The organism is Vibrio sp. YT-18, from assembly GCF_033337345.1.
GTDB classification, from domain to species: Bacteria; Pseudomonadota; Gammaproteobacteria; order Enterobacterales; family Vibrionaceae; genus Vibrio; species Vibrio alginolyticus.
In genome coordinates, this window is record NZ_JAWOQO010000005.1 from 62755 (window position 1) to 82130 (window position 19376).

General features: G+C 46.6%; 17 protein-coding genes. 16 read left to right on the top strand and 1 reads right to left on the bottom strand.

Annotation, left to right across the window (positions count from 1 at the left end):
- Positions 1-250 precede the first annotated feature (250 nt).
- The 13 genes from R7M72_RS08675 (at position 251) to R7M72_RS08735 (ending at position 15179) form a co-directional block, all read left to right on the top strand.
- Complete coding sequence (locus tag R7M72_RS08675) at positions 251-1462, top strand: thiolase family protein (protein ID WP_053303721.1); 1212 nt, start codon at positions 251-253, stop codon at positions 1460-1462.
- Between the two features lie 23 nt (positions 1463-1485).
- A complete protein-coding gene (locus R7M72_RS08680) occupies positions 1486-2979 on the top strand; it encodes a CoA-acylating methylmalonate-semialdehyde dehydrogenase (RefSeq protein ID WP_315957435.1) in 1494 nt (497 codons plus the stop codon).
- Between the two features lie 19 nt (positions 2980-2998).
- Positions 2999-4153 (top strand): acyl-CoA dehydrogenase family protein, encoded by a 1155-nt coding sequence (locus tag R7M72_RS08685; protein ID WP_318056133.1) that lies wholly within the window; start codon positions 2999-3001, stop codon positions 4151-4153.
- 38 nt (positions 4154-4191) lie between these two features.
- Positions 4192-4977 carry an enoyl-CoA hydratase gene (locus R7M72_RS08690; protein WP_318056134.1) on the top strand — a complete coding sequence of 262 codons (786 nt, stop codon included), beginning with the start codon at positions 4192-4194 and terminating at the stop codon, positions 4975-4977.
- An 8-nt stretch (positions 4978-4985) separates the two neighbouring features.
- Positions 4986-6125 carry an enoyl-CoA hydratase/isomerase family protein gene (locus R7M72_RS08695; protein ID WP_206952832.1) on the top strand — a complete coding sequence of 380 codons (1140 nt, stop codon included), beginning with the start codon at positions 4986-4988 and terminating at the stop codon, positions 6123-6125.
- Between the two features lie 11 nt (positions 6126-6136).
- Complete coding sequence (gene mmsB, locus R7M72_RS08700; RefSeq protein WP_005375775.1) at positions 6137-7042, top strand: 3-hydroxyisobutyrate dehydrogenase; 906 nt, start codon at positions 6137-6139, stop codon at positions 7040-7042.
- A 110-nt stretch (positions 7043-7152) separates the two neighbouring features.
- Positions 7153-7911, top strand: a complete 759-nt coding sequence (locus R7M72_RS08705) for an SDR family oxidoreductase (protein WP_005375778.1) — start codon at positions 7153-7155, stop codon at positions 7909-7911.
- Positions 7912-8709: 798 nt separating this feature from the next.
- Positions 8710-9591: a ubiquinol oxidase subunit II gene (cyoA, locus tag R7M72_RS08710; protein WP_005388604.1), complete on the top strand. Its 882-nt coding sequence runs from the start codon at positions 8710-8712 to the stop codon at positions 9589-9591.
- 5 nt (positions 9592-9596) lie between these two features.
- Positions 9597-11633 carry a cytochrome o ubiquinol oxidase subunit I gene (gene cyoB / locus R7M72_RS08715; RefSeq protein ID WP_258624125.1) on the top strand — a complete coding sequence of 679 codons (2037 nt, stop codon included), beginning with the start codon at positions 9597-9599 and terminating at the stop codon, positions 11631-11633.
- The gene (gene cyoC / locus R7M72_RS08720; protein ID WP_318056135.1) at positions 11623-12225 is read left to right on the top strand and encodes a cytochrome o ubiquinol oxidase subunit III; all 603 of its coding nucleotides are present in this window, start codon (positions 11623-11625) and stop codon (positions 12223-12225) included. Before cyoB ends, cyoC begins: the two co-directional genes overlap by 11 nt.
- Positions 12225-12536, top strand: coding sequence for a cytochrome o ubiquinol oxidase subunit IV (gene cyoD, locus R7M72_RS08725; RefSeq protein ID WP_005375783.1), 312 nt, complete (start codon positions 12225-12227; stop codon positions 12534-12536). Before cyoC ends, cyoD begins: the two co-directional genes overlap by 1 nt.
- Complete coding sequence (cyoE, locus tag R7M72_RS08730; protein WP_318056136.1) at positions 12497-13411, top strand: heme o synthase; 915 nt, start codon at positions 12497-12499, stop codon at positions 13409-13411. The genes cyoD and cyoE overlap by 40 nt, the downstream gene beginning before the upstream one ends.
- Positions 13412-14072: 661 nt before the next feature.
- Positions 14073-15179: an NADH:flavin oxidoreductase gene (locus R7M72_RS08735; RefSeq protein ID WP_033906956.1), complete on the top strand. Its 1107-nt coding sequence runs from the start codon at positions 14073-14075 to the stop codon at positions 15177-15179.
- Positions 15180-15259: 80 nt separating this feature from the next.
- Here R7M72_RS08735 and R7M72_RS08740 read toward each other — a convergent pair whose 3' ends face one another.
- Positions 15260-16150 carry a LysR family transcriptional regulator gene (locus R7M72_RS08740; RefSeq protein WP_005375788.1) on the bottom strand — a complete coding sequence of 297 codons (891 nt, stop codon included), beginning with the start codon at positions 16148-16150 and terminating at the stop codon, positions 15260-15262.
- A 155-nt stretch (positions 16151-16305) separates the two neighbouring features.
- Between R7M72_RS08740 and R7M72_RS08745 the strand changes: the two genes are divergently transcribed.
- From R7M72_RS08745 to R7M72_RS08755, 3 genes are all read left to right on the top strand, one after another.
- Positions 16306-16704 (top strand): RidA family protein, encoded by a 399-nt coding sequence (locus R7M72_RS08745; RefSeq protein WP_318056137.1) that lies wholly within the window; start codon positions 16306-16308, stop codon positions 16702-16704.
- 73 nt (positions 16705-16777) lie between these two features.
- Positions 16778-18238 carry an aldehyde dehydrogenase family protein gene (locus R7M72_RS08750; protein WP_025767670.1) on the top strand — a complete coding sequence of 487 codons (1461 nt, stop codon included), beginning with the start codon at positions 16778-16780 and terminating at the stop codon, positions 18236-18238.
- 69 nt (positions 18239-18307) lie between these two features.
- The gene (locus R7M72_RS08755) at positions 18308-19297 is read left to right on the top strand and encodes a membrane dipeptidase (RefSeq protein WP_213876118.1); all 990 of its coding nucleotides are present in this window, start codon (positions 18308-18310) and stop codon (positions 19295-19297) included.
- Positions 19298-19376 lie beyond the last annotated feature (79 nt).

A 19376-nucleotide genomic window follows, 5' to 3' on the forward strand; every position in this document is an offset into this window, starting at 1 on the left:
CAGTTTCTGGAAATCGAACCTTAAATGGGAAGGCCGAACATCAACTTTGAAATATAAACGTCTGCTTGGTGTGTTTTTTCATCTCATTGTAAAGGCTAGTGCTATGCTTACGTAAACGTCAAGAAATCGCGGAATGAAAGTTTGTTAGTGAAAAAGGCGATAAAGGCTGGTGTGGCGCTTGGTGAGTAATTCTATGTAGGGTGTCATCAGTCTGCCAAGTGTTCACATATACCTTAAGGGAATGCGAATCATGGGAAAAGACATCTGGATTGTCAGCGCGAAAAGAACGCCAATTGGGCGCTTTCAAGGCAAGTTGCAAACTTACTCTGCTCCTCAATTAGGCGCACTGGCGATCAAGGCGGCAATGCACGAAGTGAATGTGACTTCGGTGGATGAAGTGTTCATGGGATGTGTGCTTCCAGCAGGGTGTGGACAAGCTCCTGCGAGGCAAGCATCTATGGGGGCAGATCTTCCTTTGGGTGTAGGGGGCACCACCATTAACAAAGTGTGTGGCTCTGGCATGAAGAGCGTCATGTTAGCGCACGATCTCATTAAAGCTGGAACGATTCGCTCTGCCATTGCTGGTGGTATGGAAAGTATGACCAATGCGCCGTATTTGCTGAGGGAGGCGAGAAAGGGAATGCGTATGGGGCACCAGTCTGCGTATGACCACATGTTTCTCGATGGGCTACAAGATGCTTACGAAGGGCACTTAATGGGTGTTTATGCTCAGCAAGTCGCTGACAGGCTTAAGTTCACCAGAGAGCAAATGGATGAATGGGCCGTGATGTCGGCAAAACGTGCGTTGGAAGCTCAAGAGCGAGGCTTGTTTGCCGATGAACTTTCGCCGGTTTCACTCAATACCAAGTCAGAACAAGCGGTGCTGGACTACGATGAGCACCCACGCTCGATTGACCTTGGTAAAATTCCTCAACTCAAACCTGCATTCGATGAAAAAGGTACGGTGACCGCTGCTAATTCGAGTGCCATTTCAGATGGCGCGGCGGCTCTTGTGCTTATGGATGAAGACACTGCGCGTCATCAGGGGCTTAAACCACTTGCGATCATCAAGGCGCACTCTACACATGCCAGAAAACCTGCAGAATTTACTTTGGCACCCGTCTACGCAATTGAGCAACTGCTGTTCCAGCTAGATTGGTCAATTTATGAAGTGGACCTGTGGGAAATCAATGAAGCCTTTGCCGTCGTGACACAAATAGCGGTGGCGGAACTTGGACTAGATACAAGCAAAGTAAATATTAAAGGTGGAGCCTGTGCACTTGGGCATCCGATAGGGGCTAGTGGCGCACGAATTCTGGTGACATTGATTCACAGTTTGCGTCAGCTACAAGCGCTAGGCACCAATGGTGATCTCGAAGCCAAAAAAGTGATGCGGGGTGTTGCATCACTTTGTATCGGCGGTGGAGAAGCCACGGCGATAGGCATTGAAATACCGCTTTAATTGAAATCAGAAAGGAGTAAATGATGACTCGTTTGGTTCCCTTGTTTATTGGTGGCGAGTTTCGTGAATCTCAAACATCGGATTGGGTTGAGGTAACCAATCCCGCCACTAATGATGTCATTGCGTACGTTCCATGTTCCACAGAGCACGAGATGGAAGCCGCCATTGATAATGCGAAAGAGACATTCCAATCTTGGAAAGAAGTGGCGATACCCGAGCGTGCCCGAGTTATGCTTCGTTATCAGCACTTGCTCAAAGAGCATCATGATGAGCTTGCCACACTGCTTTCTCATGAAACGGGTAAGATTTTAGCGGATGCTAAAGGCGATGTGTGGCGAGGCATAGAGGTTGTTGAGCAGGCGGCAAACATTGCCAGCAACATGATGGGCGAAACCGTCGAAAACGTTGCCACGGATATTGATAGTTACTCAATGATTCAGCCCCTAGGTGTGTGTTGCGGCATTACGCCATTTAACTTTCCTGCCATGATTCCGTTGTGGATGTTCCCAATCGCTATCGCTGCGGGCAATACATTTGTGCTTAAACCCTCCGAACAAGTGCCGTTGACCTCTATTCGTTTAGCTGAACTATTTGAGCAAGCTGGCGCGCCGAAAGGAGTGTTGCAGATCGTTCATGGCCGCAAAGAGCAAGTCGACTTTCTTCTGGCTCATCCTGATATTCGAGCGGTGTCATTTGTTGGCTCGGTTCCCGTTGCCCGTTATATCTACACCACAGGGACTAAACATTTTAAACGGGTTCAAGCTTTTGCTGGTGCAAAGAATCACATGGTGATCATGCCTGATGCAAACAAAGATCAAGTGGTGAATAACCTAATCGGAGCCTCCGTTGGGGCTGCGGGGCAACGCTGTATGGCGATTTCTGTTGCGGTATTTGTCGGCGATTCAAAACAATGGATTGCAGACCTGAAACTGGCGATGGCGAAAGTACACCCAGGGCCTTGGGATGATGAACAGGCTGCTTATGGCCCATTGATCAGTGAGCAAGCCAAGCAACGCGTATTGGACCTAATCGAAGATGGCAAACAACAAGGCGCAGTGTGTGAACTCGATGGCAGTCAGTGTGAAGTGGACGGCTTTCCCGATGGAAACTGGATTGGCCCAACCTTGTTTAGCGGTGTAACAGCGAACATGTCGATTTACACGCAAGAGATATTTGGCCCTGTTTTAGTTTGTATGGAAGTCGAAACGTTGCAAGAGGCCATTGAGTTGGTGAATCGCAACCCTTACGGCAACGGAACTTCTATATTTACCGCTAATGGCGCTGCTGCGAGAAAATATCAGCATGACATTCAAGTCGGTCAAGTGGGGATTAATGTGCCAATTCCAGTCCCTTTACCATTTTTCTCCTTTACTGGTTGGAGAGGCAGTTTCTATGGTGATTTACATGCGTATGGTAAACAAGCAGTGCGTTTTTATACCGAGACCAAAACGGTGACGGCGCGTTGGTTTGATGACGATATTCCAACGGGGCCAAATCTGACCATCCAACTGCGCTGAGTGAATAAAAGGAGCTTTTATGGACTTTGAACTTAATGAAGATCAACGTGCATTTGCCGATACCGCTCAACAATTTGCCGATGAGCGTTTAGCACCGATGGCGGCTGAGTGGGATGAAAAGCAGATCTTCCCCAAAGACGTATTGAGAGAGGCGGGGGAACTGGGGTTTCTCAGTCTCTACACACCAGAAGAACATGGCGGCTTAGGGTTAAGCCGTTTGGATGCGTCAATTATCTTTGAACAACTGGCCATGGGATGTACGTCCACTACGGCGTTTATGACGATTCACAACATGGTCAGTTGGATGATAGCCAGTTTTGCTACCGATGAAGCCAAAACGCAGTTCTGTCCGAAATTAGTTACGGGGGAGTGGTTAGGCTCCTATTGCTTAACCGAACCCAACGCAGGATCAGACGCCGCTGTACTGACCACTTCCGCTACAAAAAAGGGAGATAAGTATGTCATCAACGGCGGCAAAGCCTTTATCTCTGGCGCTGGAGAGACAGATGTTTTGGTCGTGATGGCGAGAACCGGAGAAGCGGATGCCAAAGGCGTGTCTGCATTTGTTGTTCCTGCTCAAACAGATGGTATCAGCTATGGGCGCAAAGAACCCAAAATGGGTTGGAACAGCCAACCAACACGAGCGGTTACTTTTGAAAATGTTGTTATTCCAGCTAGCCATTTACTGGGCGAAGAAGGGCAAGGTTTTGTCTTTGCGATGAAAGGGCTTGATGGAGGGCGTATAAATATTGCGACCTGCTCCGTCGGTACGGCTCAACAGGCCCTTAATCAGGCGGCACGGTACATTCAAGAACGTAAGCAGTTCGGCAAGTCGCTTGCGCAGTTTCAAGCCTTACAATTCAAATTGGCAGACATGGCGACAGAGCTAGTGGCTGCGCGGCAGTTGGTGCGCTATGCCGCCAGTAAACTCGACCGAAATGACCCGGATGCCACGGCTTATTGCGCGATGGCAAAACGGTTCGCAACCGATGTGGGCTTTCAGGTTTGCGACCAAGCGCTGCAGCTTTATGGCGGCTATGGTTACATCAAAGAGTATCCAATGGAGCGTCATTTCAGAGATGTGCGTGTGCATCAAATTCTGGAGGGAACGAACGAAATCATGCGCTTGATCATCGCACGTCGTTTGCTCTCTGAGGAATCGGCCTTGCTGTAGCGAAGTATTGGATTTGCTCATTGAGAAAGGATTCAGATATGCCATTAACCCAAGCAGCCATTCAACATACGATCACTAATCACGTTGCCGTGGTGACAATGAACAACCCGCCAGCCAATACGTGGACAGCAGAGAGCCTCAAGGCACTGAAGTCGCTGATACTCAAACTTAACGATGATAAGCAGGTCTATTCATTGGTTTTAACTGGCAGTGGAGACAAGTTTTTCTCTGCTGGTGCGGATCTCAAGCTATTTTCTGATGGTGACAAAGCGGTTGCGTTAGACATGGCGCGATGCTTTGGTGAAGCGTTTGAAACGCTCTCTGAATTCCGTGGTGTTTCCATTGCCGCCATTAATGGTTACGCCATGGGCGGAGGGTTAGAAGTGGCATTAGCTTGTGACATTCGAGTAGTTGAAGAGCAAGCGGTACTTGCTTTACCAGAAGCCAAAGTCGGACTTTTGCCCTGCGCTGGCGGTACCCAAAACCTCACAGCGTTAGTAGGGGAAGGCTGGGCAAAGCGTATCATTTTATGTGGAGAGCAAGTCAGCGCTGACAAAGCAAAAGAACTAGGCCTAGTTGAGGAGTTGGTTCCCAAAGGTGAAGCTTTAAGTAAAGCGCTGGAACTTGCTGAATCTGTTGCGAACCAGTCACCATCTTCTGTCGCCGCATGTAAGGCGCTCATTCAAAATATGCGCTCTGCGCCACTTAAGCACGGCTTAATGAAAGAGCGAGAGTTGTTTCTGAATCTTTTTGATACGGAAGATCAAGTTGAGGGTGTTCGCGCCTTTTTAGAAAAACGCCCACCGCAATGGAAAAACCGATAGGAGGCCACATGGCAGGGATGGTAACCATTAGTGAAATAGAGTGCTTAGATGGCGTGCACCGCATTGGTATCGCAACGTTAGACAACACCGCTTCATTGAATGCATTGACGTATGACATGTTAGTCCAACTTAACGATCAGCTTATCAAGTGGCAAGATGATCCACATATGGCTTGTGTGGTACTGACTGGCGCTGGAGAAAAAGCATTCTGTGCTGGTGGTGATGTTCGAGCTATGTATCACGTCATGCATAACGAGAGTAAAGAAAAAATCGTAGAGTTCTGTACGAACTATTTCTCGTTAGAGTATGAGTGTGACTATCTCATCCACACTTACAACAAACCCATTATCGGTTGGGGAGAAGGTATTGTCATGGGCGGTGGGATGGGGCTTTTTATGGGAACCAGCCATAAAGTTGTGACAACAACATCACGCCTTGCTATGCCAGAAATCAATATCGGACTGTATCCTGATGTGGGAGGTACGTGGTTTTTAAGCCAGATAGATCCGCAAGTGGGTTTATTCCTCGGATTGACAGGTTCAATGGTAAATTCAAGTGACGCTGTCACTATTGGTTTGGCCGATTGGTTACTGTTGGAAGAGCAGTATCCCACCTTACTGGATGAGCTAAAGCGGCTCCAGTGGGGCAAAGAAGATGCGAAAGAGTTGGTAACTGCGCTACTACAATTAATGGAAGAACAGGTTATTGATAGCAAACCAACCACGCAAATTTGTCCATACTTAGATCAGATAGAGGAAGCGTGCAAAGGCTTTGATCTTAATGCGATAGCACAGCGAATCATGGCTATCGAAGGGAATAGCCAGTGGATAGAAAACGCGAAACAAACGTTCGCATCGGGCAGTGCGATCACCGCGCATATTTGCTTTAGACAAGTGAAAGAGTACCACAGCTTACCGCTTGCAGATTGTTTCCGTTTAGAGTTGAGTTTGTCGGTTCGCAGTGCCTTATTAGGTGAGTTTAAAGAGGGCGTCCGTTCTCGGCTTATTGACCGGGATGGCGAACCTAACTGGATGTTTAACAGTGTCAGTGAAGTCGATGAAGATGTCATCGATACCTTGTTTACCTCACTTTGGCCGGATGACGAACATCCGCTTGCTGATTTGGGTGAACAAACACTAGGTCAATAAGGAGAATGATCATGAGTACCATCGCATTTATCGGTTTAGGAAGAATGGGGCATCCGATGGCGCAAAACTTACTCGCGTCTGGATTTAACGTGCAAGTATTCGATGTCGATAGCGAAGCCGCAAAGCAACTAGTACCTTTTGGTGCGGTGGTGGCGAGCTCTATTGAGGAAGTCGTGGATGGTGCTAGCACAGTCATCACGATGCTACCAGCAGGGTCTCACGTTCGTTCCGTGTATCTTGGTGACTTACATGGTGGCGTAGGTGTCCTCAATCTTGTCTCGCCAAGTACCTTGATGATTGATTGTTCAACCATTGATCCGGACTCTGCGCGATTAGTCGCCAATGAAGCGGCAAATAAACGCGTGTTGTTTGTCGACGCGCCCGTTTCGGGGGGCGTTGCTGGCGCTAAAGCGGCGACATTAACCTTTATTGTTGGTGGTTCGGATCAAGCGTTTTCTAAAGCCAATGCCATTTTGCAGTATATGGGAAAAAATGTTTTCCATGCTGGCAAAGCAGGCGATGGTCAAATGGCGAAAATCTGTAACAACCTTATGCTCGGCATTTTAATGTCTGGTACGTGCGAGGCATTAAACCTAGGTATCGATCATGGACTCGATCCAAAAGTGCTATCAAACATCATGCTGCAAAGCTCTGGCCGAAATTGGGCATTGGAGCTTTACAATCCTTGCCCAGGCGTGATGGACAGTGCGCCAGCCAGTCACGATTACCAACCGGGCTTTATGAGCAAACTCATGCTGAAAGATCTCGGCTTGGGGTTAGATGCGGCGTTACAAACACATTCTTCGGTTCCGATGGGGTCGTTAGCGCGCAACTTATATTCTTTCCACAACGCGAGCGGCCACGGCGAACTCGATTTCTCAAGCTTATTTGAGTTATACAAGAGTAAGAAAGGCTAGACCGAGTTTTGTGACAAACCAGCCCGAGATGGTGACGTAAAACGCGCATCATTTCGGCCAACTTAGACTGGTTGAGATAGAGAACATTACGAGCTATGGAGTGCACCAATATGGACATAAAAAGTAGTGTTATTGCCATTACAGGAGCAGGGCAGGGGCTTGGGCAAATGATGGCCATTACCCTTGCTCAAGCTGGCGCTGATTTAGCGTTGTTGGATGTAAACGCCAGTGGCTTAATGGAAACACAAGAGCAGTGTCGAATGCTGAGTGCGAAAGCGTTGACATATCAAGTGGATGTCACCAACGAAATCGACGTTGAAACCACGTTTGAAGCGATTATCCAAGATTTTGGTCAACTCAATGGGTTAGTCAATAACGCTGGCGTATTAAGAGATGGGTTACTTGTAAAAGCAAAAGATGGCGTGATCAGTAAGATGTCTTTGGATCAATTCAATTTGGTCATGAACGTTAACGTGACAGGAACATTTTTGTGTGGGCGTGAAGCTGCCGTCAAGATGATTGAGAGTGGCTCCCAAGGCGTTATCATCAATATTTCTAGTGTTGCGAGAGCAGGGAATATCGGACAAACCAATTATTCTGCGTCAAAAGCGGCGGTCGCGACCATGGCGACAACATGGGCCCGTGAGCTCGCAAGATACGGTATTCGCGCGGCGGCGGTTGCACCAGGTGTAGTACACACCGCGATGGCAGAGCAAATGAAACCCGAAGCCATAGAGCGATTAGAAAAGATGATCCCAGTTGGCAGGATGGGCGAAACAAGCGAAATCGCGCATGCAGTAAAATACATTATTGAGAGTGATTACTTTACTGGCAGGGTTTTAGAAGTGGATGGCGGTATTCGTATGTAAGTGACTACTGAAATAAGGCTCTGATAGACCTGAATAATAAGTTTCTTTCCATTTCAGCATTTTCTATGTTGTGGAGTGCCAATTCTGCGCAACCCAAATGTATTTACAACTTATGTTTGGATTTACCTTGAGAATGATTTCTCACAATCCAATAAAGAGATGTAAATACCACTCAAATATTAAGTGAAATCATTAATTTGATGTTGATCACACTTTTGGTTTTTTAGTTTCCGCTTCTCATTAAGGCTATCTGCGTAAATGAAGTTGATAGTCAGTCTCATCAATTTTAAGTTTCAACTATTTGTTTTTAAATAATTAATTGTTGAAGCACGAGAAATTCGTGTTGAGGTTAATATTCTATTTAAAGTGTGTAACTTCCATTAATGGAAGGTTAGTTTCCAGTTGTGGCTAATGAGCTTTAACTTTTTACTCCTCATAATGCGCCAAATGTAACATAGTGTTTCAAAGTGTAACAATAAACTCACACTAAGAGTGTGGTTTTGATCTCCACTCAATTCCGTTTTGTTTCGCTCTGAACCCGACGTTACTCATGCTCAACACATAAACATTCTAATGACTATAACAACTGGTTCTTGGCTTGATACCAATCGTATCGTAGCAAATAACGGTTCATTCTAGCTGGTTAAATGCTTGATGACGAAGTTGAAAAATTGTAAGTAGAATAACTACTTATCGAAGTTTCTTCTTGTTCTCATACATTACCTCTGCGCAATTTGTGAGCTCTTATTTACTTTGATTGGCATCTGTTTTGAAACCAGACAACCATCGAGAAAGTTAATGGAAGCCTCAAGATATAAACGCATCTTGTCGAGGGGAAGTTTGGCGTCCGTCATACTTATGCTCTCAGGATGTAATTCAGCTTTACTTGACCCCAAAGGTGCCATTGGTGTGCAAGAAAAAGAGTTAATTATTACTGCTCTTTTGCTGATGTTGATCGTTGTAATCCCTGTGATTTTAATGACGATTTACTTCGCTTACCGATACCGCGCCTCTAATACTGAAGAAGAGTACGCACCCGAGTGGTCACACTCGACCAAAATCGAAGTGGTGGTATGGACAATTCCAATCATCATCATTGCGATTCTTGCGACGATCACATGGCGTTCGACTCATGAACTAGAGCCATCCAAACCTTTGGAAAGTGATGTTAAACCAATGACCATCGAAGTGGTGTCACTCGATTGGAAATGGTTGTTCATCTATCCAGAGGAAAACATTGCGACGGTGAACTATGTGGCGTTCCCGAAAGACGTGCCAGTGCAGTTCAAACTGACTTCGGACAACATCATGAACGCGTTTTTCATCCCTCGCTTAGGTACACAGATCTACGCGATGCCAGGAATGGTAACCAAGCTCAACCTCATAGCGAACCACGAAGGTGACTATAAGGGTTTTGCATCGAACTACAGCGGCGAAGGCTTTTCGCAAATGAAGTTCACAGCTTCAGCAATGTCTGATCGTGCTGCGTTCCTAAATTGGGTGCAGAAAGTGAAGGCGAGCCCTGATCGTATTGAAGATTGGGAGCAATACAGCTCACTGGCAGCGCCAAGTATCGCAGAGCCAGTCACTTTGTTCTCTAGCGTTCCTCCGTTCTTGTTCACCGACGTTGTGACTCAGCATCCTGGTTCAATGAACTGTTTGCCTGAAAACCAAGGATAATCGTAATGTTTGGAAGATTAACTCTTGATTCAGTTCCATTCCACGAACCTATTATCGTCATCACCCTAGCGGTTGTGGCGCTGGTTGGTTTAGCCGTAGTTTACGCGGTGACCAAAGCCGGAAAGTGGCAATATTTGTGGAATGAATGGTTTACTTCAGTAGACCATAAAAAACTTGGCTTCATGTACATCGCAGTAGCGATGGTGATGCTTGTTCGTGGTTTTGCTGACGCAGTCATGATGCGTAGTCAGCAACTCCTTTCTTCTGCGGGTGAAGCAGGTTACTTGCCACCGCATCACTACGATCAAATTTTTACTGCCCACGGCGTGATCATGATCTTTTTTGTAGCGATGCCATTGGTCATTGGTCTGATGAACATCATCGTGCCATTGCAGATTGGTGCGCGTGACGTAGCTTTCCCGTATCTGAATAACTTGAGCTTCTGGCTGTTTGTTGTAGGTGTCATCCTAACAAACATGTCTCTCGGCTTAGGTGAATTTGGTCGTACCGGCTGGTTGGCGTATCCGCCGCTTTCAGGTATTGAGGCTAGCCCAGGAGTCGGGGTCGACTATTGGATTTGGGCGCTGCAGATATCAGGTGTTGGTACGACGTTAACAGGCGTGAACTTCTTCGCGACCATTTTGCGTATGCGTACACCGTCTATGCCAATGATGAAGATGCCAGTTTTCACTTGGGCGTCTCTGTGTGCAAACATTTTGATCATCATTTCATTCCCAATCCTAACGGTGACTATCGCTCTGCTTACGCTGGATAGATACCTAGGCATGCACTTCTTTACCAATGATCTTGGCGGCAACGTAATGATGTACGTCAACCTGATTTGGGCTTGGGGTCACCCAGAAGTGTACATTTTGATCTTGCCAATTTTTGGTGTGTTCTCAGAAGTCACCGCAACCTTCTCACGTAAAAAGTTGTTCGGTTACACATCGCTAGTTTGGGCTACCGTAGTTATCACGATTCTTGCCTTTGTCGTTTGGCTACACCACTTCTTTACGATGGGGTCTGGCGCGAACGTAAATGCCTTCTTCGGTATTGCCACGATGATCATTTCTATCCCAACAGGGGTGAAGATCTTCAACTGGCTATTCACGATGTACAAAGGCCGCATCCGCTTTACGACGCCAATGATGTGGACGGTGGGCTTCCTTATCACCTTTACTGTTGGTGGTATGACGGGCGTACTAATGGCTGTTCCGGGTGCAGATTTCGTTCTGCATAACTCAGTATTCCTTATCGCTCACTTCCACAACGTTATCATCGGTGGTGTGGTGTTTGGATGTTTCGCTGCGATCACTTACTGGTTCCCGAAAGCGACCGGTTTCACCATGAATGAAACTTGGGGCAAACGTGCGTTCTATCTTTGGATTATTGGTTTCTTAATGGCGTTCCTGCCGCTTTACGCGCTGGGCTTTATGGGGATGACTCGTCGTTTAAGCCAAGACATCAACCCAGAATACTTCCCACTGTTGTCGATTGCCGCAGCAGGTACGGTTGTGATTGCGCTGGGCGTATTGTCTCAGTTCATCCAAATTTACGTGAGTATCCGTGACCGCGAGCAAAACCGTGATCTAACTGGTGACCCGTGGGGTGGACGTACTCTTGAGTGGGCAACATCGTCTCCACCGCCGTTCTACAACTTTGCGCACCTACCAAAAGGTGATGTGCTGGATGCCTTCTGGTACCAGAAACAAAGTGGCGAGTTCGATCCAACTAAAGAAGTGGAATACGAACGTATTCATATGCCAAAAAACACGGCAACAGGCATCTACGTGTCGGCTTGGTCGCTCCTATTTGGCTTCGGCATGATTTGGTACATCTGGTGGCTAGCGGCGGCAAGTTTGGTCGGTATTATCGTGACGTGTATTCAGCATAGCTATAACGATGATGTGGATTACTACGTGGAAGTTGAAGAGATCAAAGCAATTGAGGCCAAACGTCGAGCTCAGCTTGAAGAAGCGAAGAAAAACTCAGTGAAAGACAGCGAAAGTAAAGATGATCTGGAGGTGACGTATGCAAACTAATATCGCAGCACATCACGACCATGATCACCACCATGACACGAATGGCAACAAGCTATTTGGCTTCTGGGTTTACCTGATGAGTGACTGTGTATTGTTTGCGACCTTGTTCGCGACTTACGCTGTGCTGTCGAGCAATTCAATTGCGGGCCCAACAGGTAAAGACATTTTCGCACTCCCATTCGTGTTTGTCGAAACCATGCTGCTGCTGTTTAGCAGTATCACATTTGGTTTTGGCATTATCGCGATGAAGCGCAACAACGTTGCTGGTCTCAAACGCTGGATGTTAGTCACGTTCGCGCTTGGTCTTGGCTTTATCTGTATGGAGGTCTATGAGTTCCATCACCTGATTGAAGAAGGCTATGGGCCACAAACAAGTGCATTCCTGTCGGCATTCTTTACGTTGGTTGGTACGCACGGCCTGCACGTAACCTTTGGTCTGATTTGGTTAGCGGTAGCGTATCATCAACTGTCGACGAAAGGTCTGAACGACAATATGGCAATGCGCTTTAACTGCTTAAGCCTATTCTGGCACTTTCTAGATATCGTTTGGATTTGTGTCTTTACCATCGTTTACTTACTGGGGGTAATGTAATGGATCAACATGTAGAAACCAGTTCGTCAGATTACGTGAAAGGCTTTATTGCCTCACTGATTCTGACGGTAATTCCGTTCTACTTTGTTTGGACGAAATCATTACCAGATACAACGACCTATGCGATTCTATTTGGATGTGCATTAGTACAGATATTTGTTCACTTTAAATACTTCTTGCACATGGAAACAAAAACATCCGACGGACGTTGGAATCTTGTATCACTGATGTTTACCGCCATTGTTGTACTTATCCTTATCGCTGGCTCGGTATGGATCATCTACAACATGAACGTCAACATGAAATTGTAGGTCAAGGTATGCTGAAAAGTTATTTGTCTATCACTAAACCGGGCATTATTTTCGGCAACCTGATTTCTGTTGCGGCGGGGTTCTTCCTCGCCGCAAAAACAGAACCAGCCAGTCTAATGCTGTTCGTTACGACGTTAGTTGGTGTTGGGTTAGTCATCGCTTCAGGTTGTGTGGTGAATAATATTTTCGATCGTGATATCGACCAAAAGATGGCACGTACACGAAATCGTGAAACAGTGAAAGGCAACATCAATATCGATATTGCGTTTGTTTATGCACTTGCTTTATTGCTGGTAGGAACCGCACTGTTATTTATCCGAGTGAACCCACTATCCGCTGTCGTCGTGTTGCTTGGCTACGTGTATTACGTGTTCTTTTACACGATGTGGTACAAACGTAACTCGGTGTATGGAACCTTAGTGGGAAGTATCTCAGGCTCAGTTCCGCCATTGGTGGGTTACTTAGCGGTAACAAACTTCATTAGCTTGGAAGCGATTTTACTCTTTACCATGTTCTGTCTCTGGCAAATGCCGCACTCGTATGCCATTGCCATGTTCCGCATGCAAGACTACCGAGAAGCCGGGATTCCCGTATTGCCAGTTAAAGAGGGCATTCATAAAGCTCATCGACACATGAAAGCGTATGTCGTGGCGTTTGGAGCAGCATCATTGGGGTTATTTTTACTAGGTGAAGCCGGGTATGAATACTTAGCGGTTGCAGCGGTTGTTTGCTTTATGTGGACGAAAGTGACCTTTCGCAGCATTGATGACAACAACTATATCGCTTGGTCAAAGTCGGTGTTTAAAGTCTCACTGCTAGTGGTGATGGGGATCAGTGGTGTGCTTGGCGTCGAGTTGATTCCTCTAGCTCTGTAACAACCAGACCTAAGCGTTTGCTACGCGCCAATATCTTTTGCTGCTGAATGCATGAATGACCTTACCTAGAAGTAAGGTCATTTAACTTTCTATTGTCCTTTATTTTCCCTGTTCCTCCTCTAGCTTCACTATCACGTATTCATATCTAAAAGCAAAAACAACCAGTGTGTAAAACATAGTAGATCGCGCGTTTCCGCTGACGCGTAATAATGCCAAGAGATAGCGACGATTAAGCTAAAAGTATAAACAGCGCAATAACTCTACTTACCATATGAGAATTCAATATCGATAGTTTGTAATGTAAACATTTGGGGTAGTGCTAGTTCCCATAGCAGCATACAAACTAACAATGTGAATGTTTAAGTTGAATCACCAGCTAGCGAAATACAAAAGTTTTACGACTGAAAGTGGGTGAGGAAGCATCTTAACTCCAGTGAAATGAACACGATTAAGAATCATCCTTTTACATAATCTAAAAACTCACTAAACCTTAACCCAGATTAAAGTTTTGTCGTCTCCGAGGCATTAAGGTGCGCCTGTAGTTTGCAGGTCTCAAGGATTCAGAGAAGGAACAGCCATACATCGTGTATCGCTGTTCCTTTTTCGTTCTTGTTTACTTGCGAAAAGATAAAACATAAAGACAACTTTAAGAGGACTGGTTTTGAGCATTTTGTTTTCCGAAGCCCGCATTGGCAACATGACCCTAAAGAACCGTTTTGTGAGAAGCGCAACGTGGGAGAACATGGCGACCGAAGATGGTCACATGACGGCAAAGCTTTACGATATTTACGAAACGCTTGCGAAAGGGGAGGTTGGGCTTATTGTCACGGGTTATGCCAATATCGTTGAAGAAGAGAAACCCAACGCAGGTATGATGGGGATCTACAACGACTCTTTTATTGAAGAATACAAAAAGCTAACAGAGCTAGTACATCAACAAGATTCTAAAATCGTGATGCAAATTGCTTACGGTGGCACCAAAACCACCCATAACGTCGGTGAGCGTGTCATCTTCGCTCCGAGTGACGTGCCTGAGCGTGGTACAAATACGCAAGGCAAAGCGATGACAAAGGACGAAATCGACTACATCGTAAAGGCATTCGCATTGGCGAGTAAACGTGCTCAAGACGCTGGTTTTGACGGCGTAGAGATTCATGCGGCGCACACTTATTTAATTAACCAGTTTTTAAGCCCGTACTATAATCGTCGCGAAGACGAATATGGTGGTGACTTAGAAAATCGCATGCGCTTTCTTTTAGAAATTTACTCTGAAACCAGAAAGCTGGTTGGAAGCGAATTTCCGATCCTCGTTAAACTGACGGCAACAGAGTTCTTTGACGGCGGTTTAACGTTCGATGAAACTCGCGTCGTCTGTAAGAAACTTGAAGAAGTAGGCGTTGATGCGATCATCGTATCTGGCAATGTTCACGGCAAAGCAAACGAACTTGTTGGTCAAACGTTCGATGGTTACAGACTACAAGAAGAAGGTTACTTTCACGAATATGGTCACGTGATCAGTCAGGACGTTAGCATACCGGTGATTACTGTCGGCGGGCTGAGCGACATTGATGCGATTGAGAAAATTGCAGAAAACACAGATATCCAATTTTTTGCTGTGTCACGCCCTTTATTGGCTGAGCCGCAGTTGATCAAACGTTGGAAAGAAGGCAATCGCGCACCAGTAGATTGCGAACGTTGCTCAAAGTGTCGTACCAAGCGTGGTAACTTTTGCGTGGTGTATAAGAACCGAAATCGTCGCAAAAAATAGAACGAAGCGAATACACAAATACAAATTAGCCTCCACTCTGAATATGGAGGCTTTTAATTATCCGCATGTTAATCGAACCATTATTTATCTTCTTTTTGATAGTTTAAATAATGCACACAAAGATCGTGAAATGCTTTAGCTTGAGGCGAGATCGTGCGATCGGTTAACGTAAATATACCAATTTGCCTTTCAAGTGGTGGATCGATAAGCGGAATCCAAACCAAGCGTGTTTCATTGGTTGGGAAAGCAAGCTTCGGTAGGGTCGTGACACCAATCCCAAGTTCTAAGACAGAAAACAGCGAAGTAATATTTTCGACCGAATAGAGCGCTTGCTGACTCAGAGCTCTTGCTGGGGTTGGATCGAGAAGTGTACAAGTGCCGTTACGGATAAAGGGTTGTTCCAACAAAGTTTGCCACTCGATTCCTTCTGGATGACTCGCAATAGGGTTGTCCTTTAAACACACCACGCCTATTGGATCGGCTAACAGCGGCGTAAAGTCAATGCCGCCCTCATCGAGGTGAGAGGGGTTACCGAGCGCTAAGTCGACCTCACCGGAGAGTAGGCGAGCCTCGACGCCAGCGGCATTATCGTCTATCAAGCTTACTTCTACATTTGGATACTGTTCGCAAAAGGCGCCCAACACGCTAGGAATGAGCTTCGCTGCAACAGAAGGAACGCTCGCAATTCGCACTCTCCCTTGCTGTCCGGCAGCGGCTGCTTTGAGATCGTTGTCTAGTGCACTGTAGATATTGAGAAACTGAACCACTTTGGGCAGACAAATTTCACCAAACGGGGTCAATTTGGTTTTGTTTCCGGGTTCAAACAGCGTTTGCCCTAGAATTTTTTCAAGCTCTTTTATCGATGTGGACAGTGCCGCCTGAGAACGATTTGCACGATGTGAAGCGGCTCGAAAGCCTCCTTCCTCGACTACCATCACAAAATGCATTAATTGTTGAAGCTTAATACTCATCCCTAATGCCTCTTAATCCCTTTATTTACGTTATTTTAAATAGAGTGATAAGTTTAATTTATCAAATGTCAAAAATTTACCGTTAGATTTATCGCCTGTCAATGTGCATCATTTAACCATATTGAAACAAAGCTGTTACAAAGGTTGAAAGGCACGTGAATACTCCTACTAAAAAACACCCAGTTAAAACCAGTCTATTTGCTTCTAAAGCGCCGCTTGAATGGGCGATAGTCAACAACGGAACCCTGTATACGGCTCAAATTCCTATTGATGACACAGGCGCGGTTGTGGAAGGCGGTATCGAAGCACAAACACGTCAAACCTTTCACAATCTCATTCACACCCTGGAGTGTGCAGGGGAGTCTTTGGACTCGGTGTTGCAGGTCCTGATTTATGTGACCGACAGAGAATACTTAAAGACCGTTAACCAAGTGTACGCGGAATATTTTGAAGCGCCGTACCCAAATCGCGCCGCCATGGTGGTTGCAGGGTTAGCGCGAGAAGAGATGTTGGTGGAGTTTGTCGTCTACGCGTCGGCAAGCCAACCAGAATAAATCCAATAAGAACAATTAGAGATCAGTGAGTGGGTGGCTTGCCATCACAAATCGGAAGAACAAGGAAAGAACCATGACTTTTATTAACAATGTTCAAGCAGAAAAATCCCTCTATATAGCAGGTGAATGGCAATCGGGCATGGACACCATCGCCAATATTAACCCTTCTGATATCAGCGAAAACATTGGCGATTTCGCACAAGCGAGTGTGTCGCAAGTAGAGCAAGCGATTCAAGCGGCTAAATCAGCGCAGCCAGAGTGGGAAAAAACACCAATCGAGCGCAAGCAAGCAGTGCTACAAGCGATTGGTGATGAGCTCATTGCACGATGTGACGAATTGGGCACCTTGCTTTCGCGTGAAGAAGGTAAGCCATTTGCTGAAGGTCGAGGTGAGATTTACCGTGCTGGCCAATTCTTCCAATACTTTGCTGCTGAGGTTCTGCGTCAAATTGGCGATAGCGCTGCTTCCGTCCGTCCAGGTGTCTCCGTTGAAGTTACTCGCGAAGCCGTCGGCGTTATCGCCATTATCTCTCCTTGGAACTTCCCAACAGCAACAGCGGCTTGGAAAATCGCGCCAGCACTTGCGTTTGGCAACAGCGTCGTCTGGAAGCCTGCCAACCTAACCCCAGCAAGTGCCGTTGCGCTGACAGAGATTATCCATCGCCAAGGTTTACCTGCTGGCACGTTTAACCTCGTTTTGGGTAGCGGTTCGCAAGTCGGTAATACCCTTATCAATTCGAAGGATGTGAACGGCGTGAGCTTCACTGGTTCTGTGGACACAGGCCGTAAAGTTGCAGCGGCAACGGCACCAAATTTTGTGCGTTGTCAGCTAGAGATGGGTAGCAAAAATGCGCTCGTAGTGGCAGATGATGCAGACATTCAGATTGCTGTCGAAGCAACAATCGCAGGCTCATTCTCGGGTGCAGGTCAAAAGTGCACCGCGTCTTCTCGTCTTGTGGTTATGGACGGAATTCACGACGCGTATGTTGAAGCGCTAATCAAACGCATGAGCGAACTTAAAGTGGGTCACGCTCTAGAAGAGGGCGTATTCATGGGCCCTGTGGTTGATGGTAACCAGCTGAATGCGAACTTTGAGTGGATCGAAAACGCACGCCAAGCAGGCGCGGAGTTGGCTTTCGGTGGTGAGCGTCTGAGCCTAGAGCATGACGGTTACTACATGTCACCAACTCTGTTTTTAAATACACAGAATGGCTGGGAAGTGAACCAAGAAGAAGTCTTTGCGCCAATGGCGAGCGTGATTCGCGTTTCTGATCTGGATGAGGCAATTGCAGTCGCGAACGATACGCGCTTTGGCCTGACAGGCGGCATTATCACGCAAAGCTTGCGTAATAGCGCGATCTTCAAACAGCAAGTCCAAACGGGCTGCGTCATGGTTAATTTGCCAACTGCGGGTACAGATTATCACGTTCCATTTGGTGGCCGTAAAGAATCTAGCTTTGGTCCTCGTGAGCAAGGTCAGTACGCCAAAGAGTTCTACACCGTAGTGAAAACCGCTTATCAGCGTCCTTACTAAGATCGGCAGGGTAACTGATGGTGTCAGTTGCCCGCACGAAAAGGCTAAGAAATTGTTTAAGGAGTGGTTATGTACCAACAACGGATTGTGATTGACGGATTGCAGTACTGCAATTGGGATCGAGAGTATTTCCAAACGCTTAAGGCGAGTGGCATTACCGCCGTTCATGCCACCATCGTCTACCACGAAACTGCGCGCGAAACCTTAACGCGTTTTGCTGAATGGAACTTGCGCTTCGAGCAAAATGCGGACCTCATCATGCCTATTTATTCAATGGCAGATGTAGAAAAAGCCAAAGCAGAAGGCAAAGTCGGCATCTTCTTCGGCGCGCAGAATTGCTCACCGATTGATGATGAAATTGGTCTGATTGAAGTGATGCGCCGCCAAGGTCTGCTGATCATGCAACTGACCTACAACAACCAAAGCTTACTAGCGACAGGTTGTTACGAACAAAACGATTCAGGTGTAACTCGCTTTGGTAAGCAAGCGATTGAAGAGATGAACCGAGTCGGGATGATCATTGATATGTCCCACAGCGCGGAGCGTTCGACGTTGGAAGCTATCGAGCTCTCTTCGCGTCCAATTTGTATCAGCCATGCTAACCCGACGTTTGCGCATGACGCACTGCGCAACAAGTCCAACACCGTGATCAAAGCACTGACGGAGCGCGGTGGTTTGATCGGATTCAGTTTATATCCGTTCCATTTGCCAAATGGCAGCCAGTGCACGCTGGATGATTTCTGCCAGATGGTTGCGAAAACCGCAGACATGTTTGGCGTTGACCATTTAGGTATCGGTAGCGATTTGTGCCTAAATCAGCCGCAACAAGTGTTGGAGTGGATGCGCAACGGGCGTTGGTCAAAAGCGATGGATTACGGCGAAGGTTCAGCAAGTAACTCGGGATGGCCAGATGCGCTGCCATGGTTCTGCGGCAGCGCAGGGATGGAGAACATCTACAACGGATTAATGGGTCACGGATTCAGTGAATCTGAGGCTGGAAAAATATTGGGTGAAAACTGGTTCAACTTCCTTAAAGAAGGATTAGAGCCTTTTTCATAGCATTCCCCAAAGTAGGAACCGCCTGCCCACATAATAACAATACGGCAGGCGTAAAACTCACATTTGTAGCCAGTCTTTG

Coding starts and splice junctions, on each gene's coding strand:
- R7M72_RS08675 (WP_053303721.1), top strand. CDS start 251: ATGGGAAAAGACATCTGGATTGTCAGCGCGAAAAGAACGCCAATTGGG.
- R7M72_RS08680 (WP_315957435.1), top strand. CDS start 1,486: ATGACTCGTTTGGTTCCCTTGTTTATTGGTGGCGAGTTTCGTGAATCT.
- R7M72_RS08685 (WP_318056133.1), top strand. CDS start 2,999: ATGGACTTTGAACTTAATGAAGATCAACGTGCATTTGCCGATACCGCT.
- R7M72_RS08690 (WP_318056134.1), top strand. CDS start 4,192: ATGCCATTAACCCAAGCAGCCATTCAACATACGATCACTAATCACGTT.
- R7M72_RS08695 (WP_206952832.1), top strand. CDS start 4,986: ATGGCAGGGATGGTAACCATTAGTGAAATAGAGTGCTTAGATGGCGTG.
- mmsB (WP_005375775.1), top strand. CDS start 6,137: ATGAGTACCATCGCATTTATCGGTTTAGGAAGAATGGGGCATCCGATG.
- R7M72_RS08705 (WP_005375778.1), top strand. CDS start 7,153: ATGGACATAAAAAGTAGTGTTATTGCCATTACAGGAGCAGGGCAGGGG.
- cyoA (WP_005388604.1), top strand. CDS start 8,710: ATGGAAGCCTCAAGATATAAACGCATCTTGTCGAGGGGAAGTTTGGCG.
- cyoB (WP_258624125.1), top strand. CDS start 9,597: ATGTTTGGAAGATTAACTCTTGATTCAGTTCCATTCCACGAACCTATT.
- cyoC (WP_318056135.1), top strand. CDS start 11,623: ATGCAAACTAATATCGCAGCACATCACGACCATGATCACCACCATGAC.
- cyoD (WP_005375783.1), top strand. CDS start 12,225: ATGGATCAACATGTAGAAACCAGTTCGTCAGATTACGTGAAAGGCTTT.
- cyoE (WP_318056136.1), top strand. CDS start 12,497: ATGGATCATCTACAACATGAACGTCAACATGAAATTGTAGGTCAAGGT.
- R7M72_RS08740 (WP_005375788.1), bottom strand. CDS start 16,150: ATGAGTATTAAGCTTCAACAATTAATGCATTTTGTGATGGTAGTCGAG.
- R7M72_RS08750 (WP_025767670.1), top strand. CDS start 16,778: ATGACTTTTATTAACAATGTTCAAGCAGAAAAATCCCTCTATATAGCA.
- R7M72_RS08755 (WP_213876118.1), top strand. CDS start 18,308: ATGTACCAACAACGGATTGTGATTGACGGATTGCAGTACTGCAATTGG.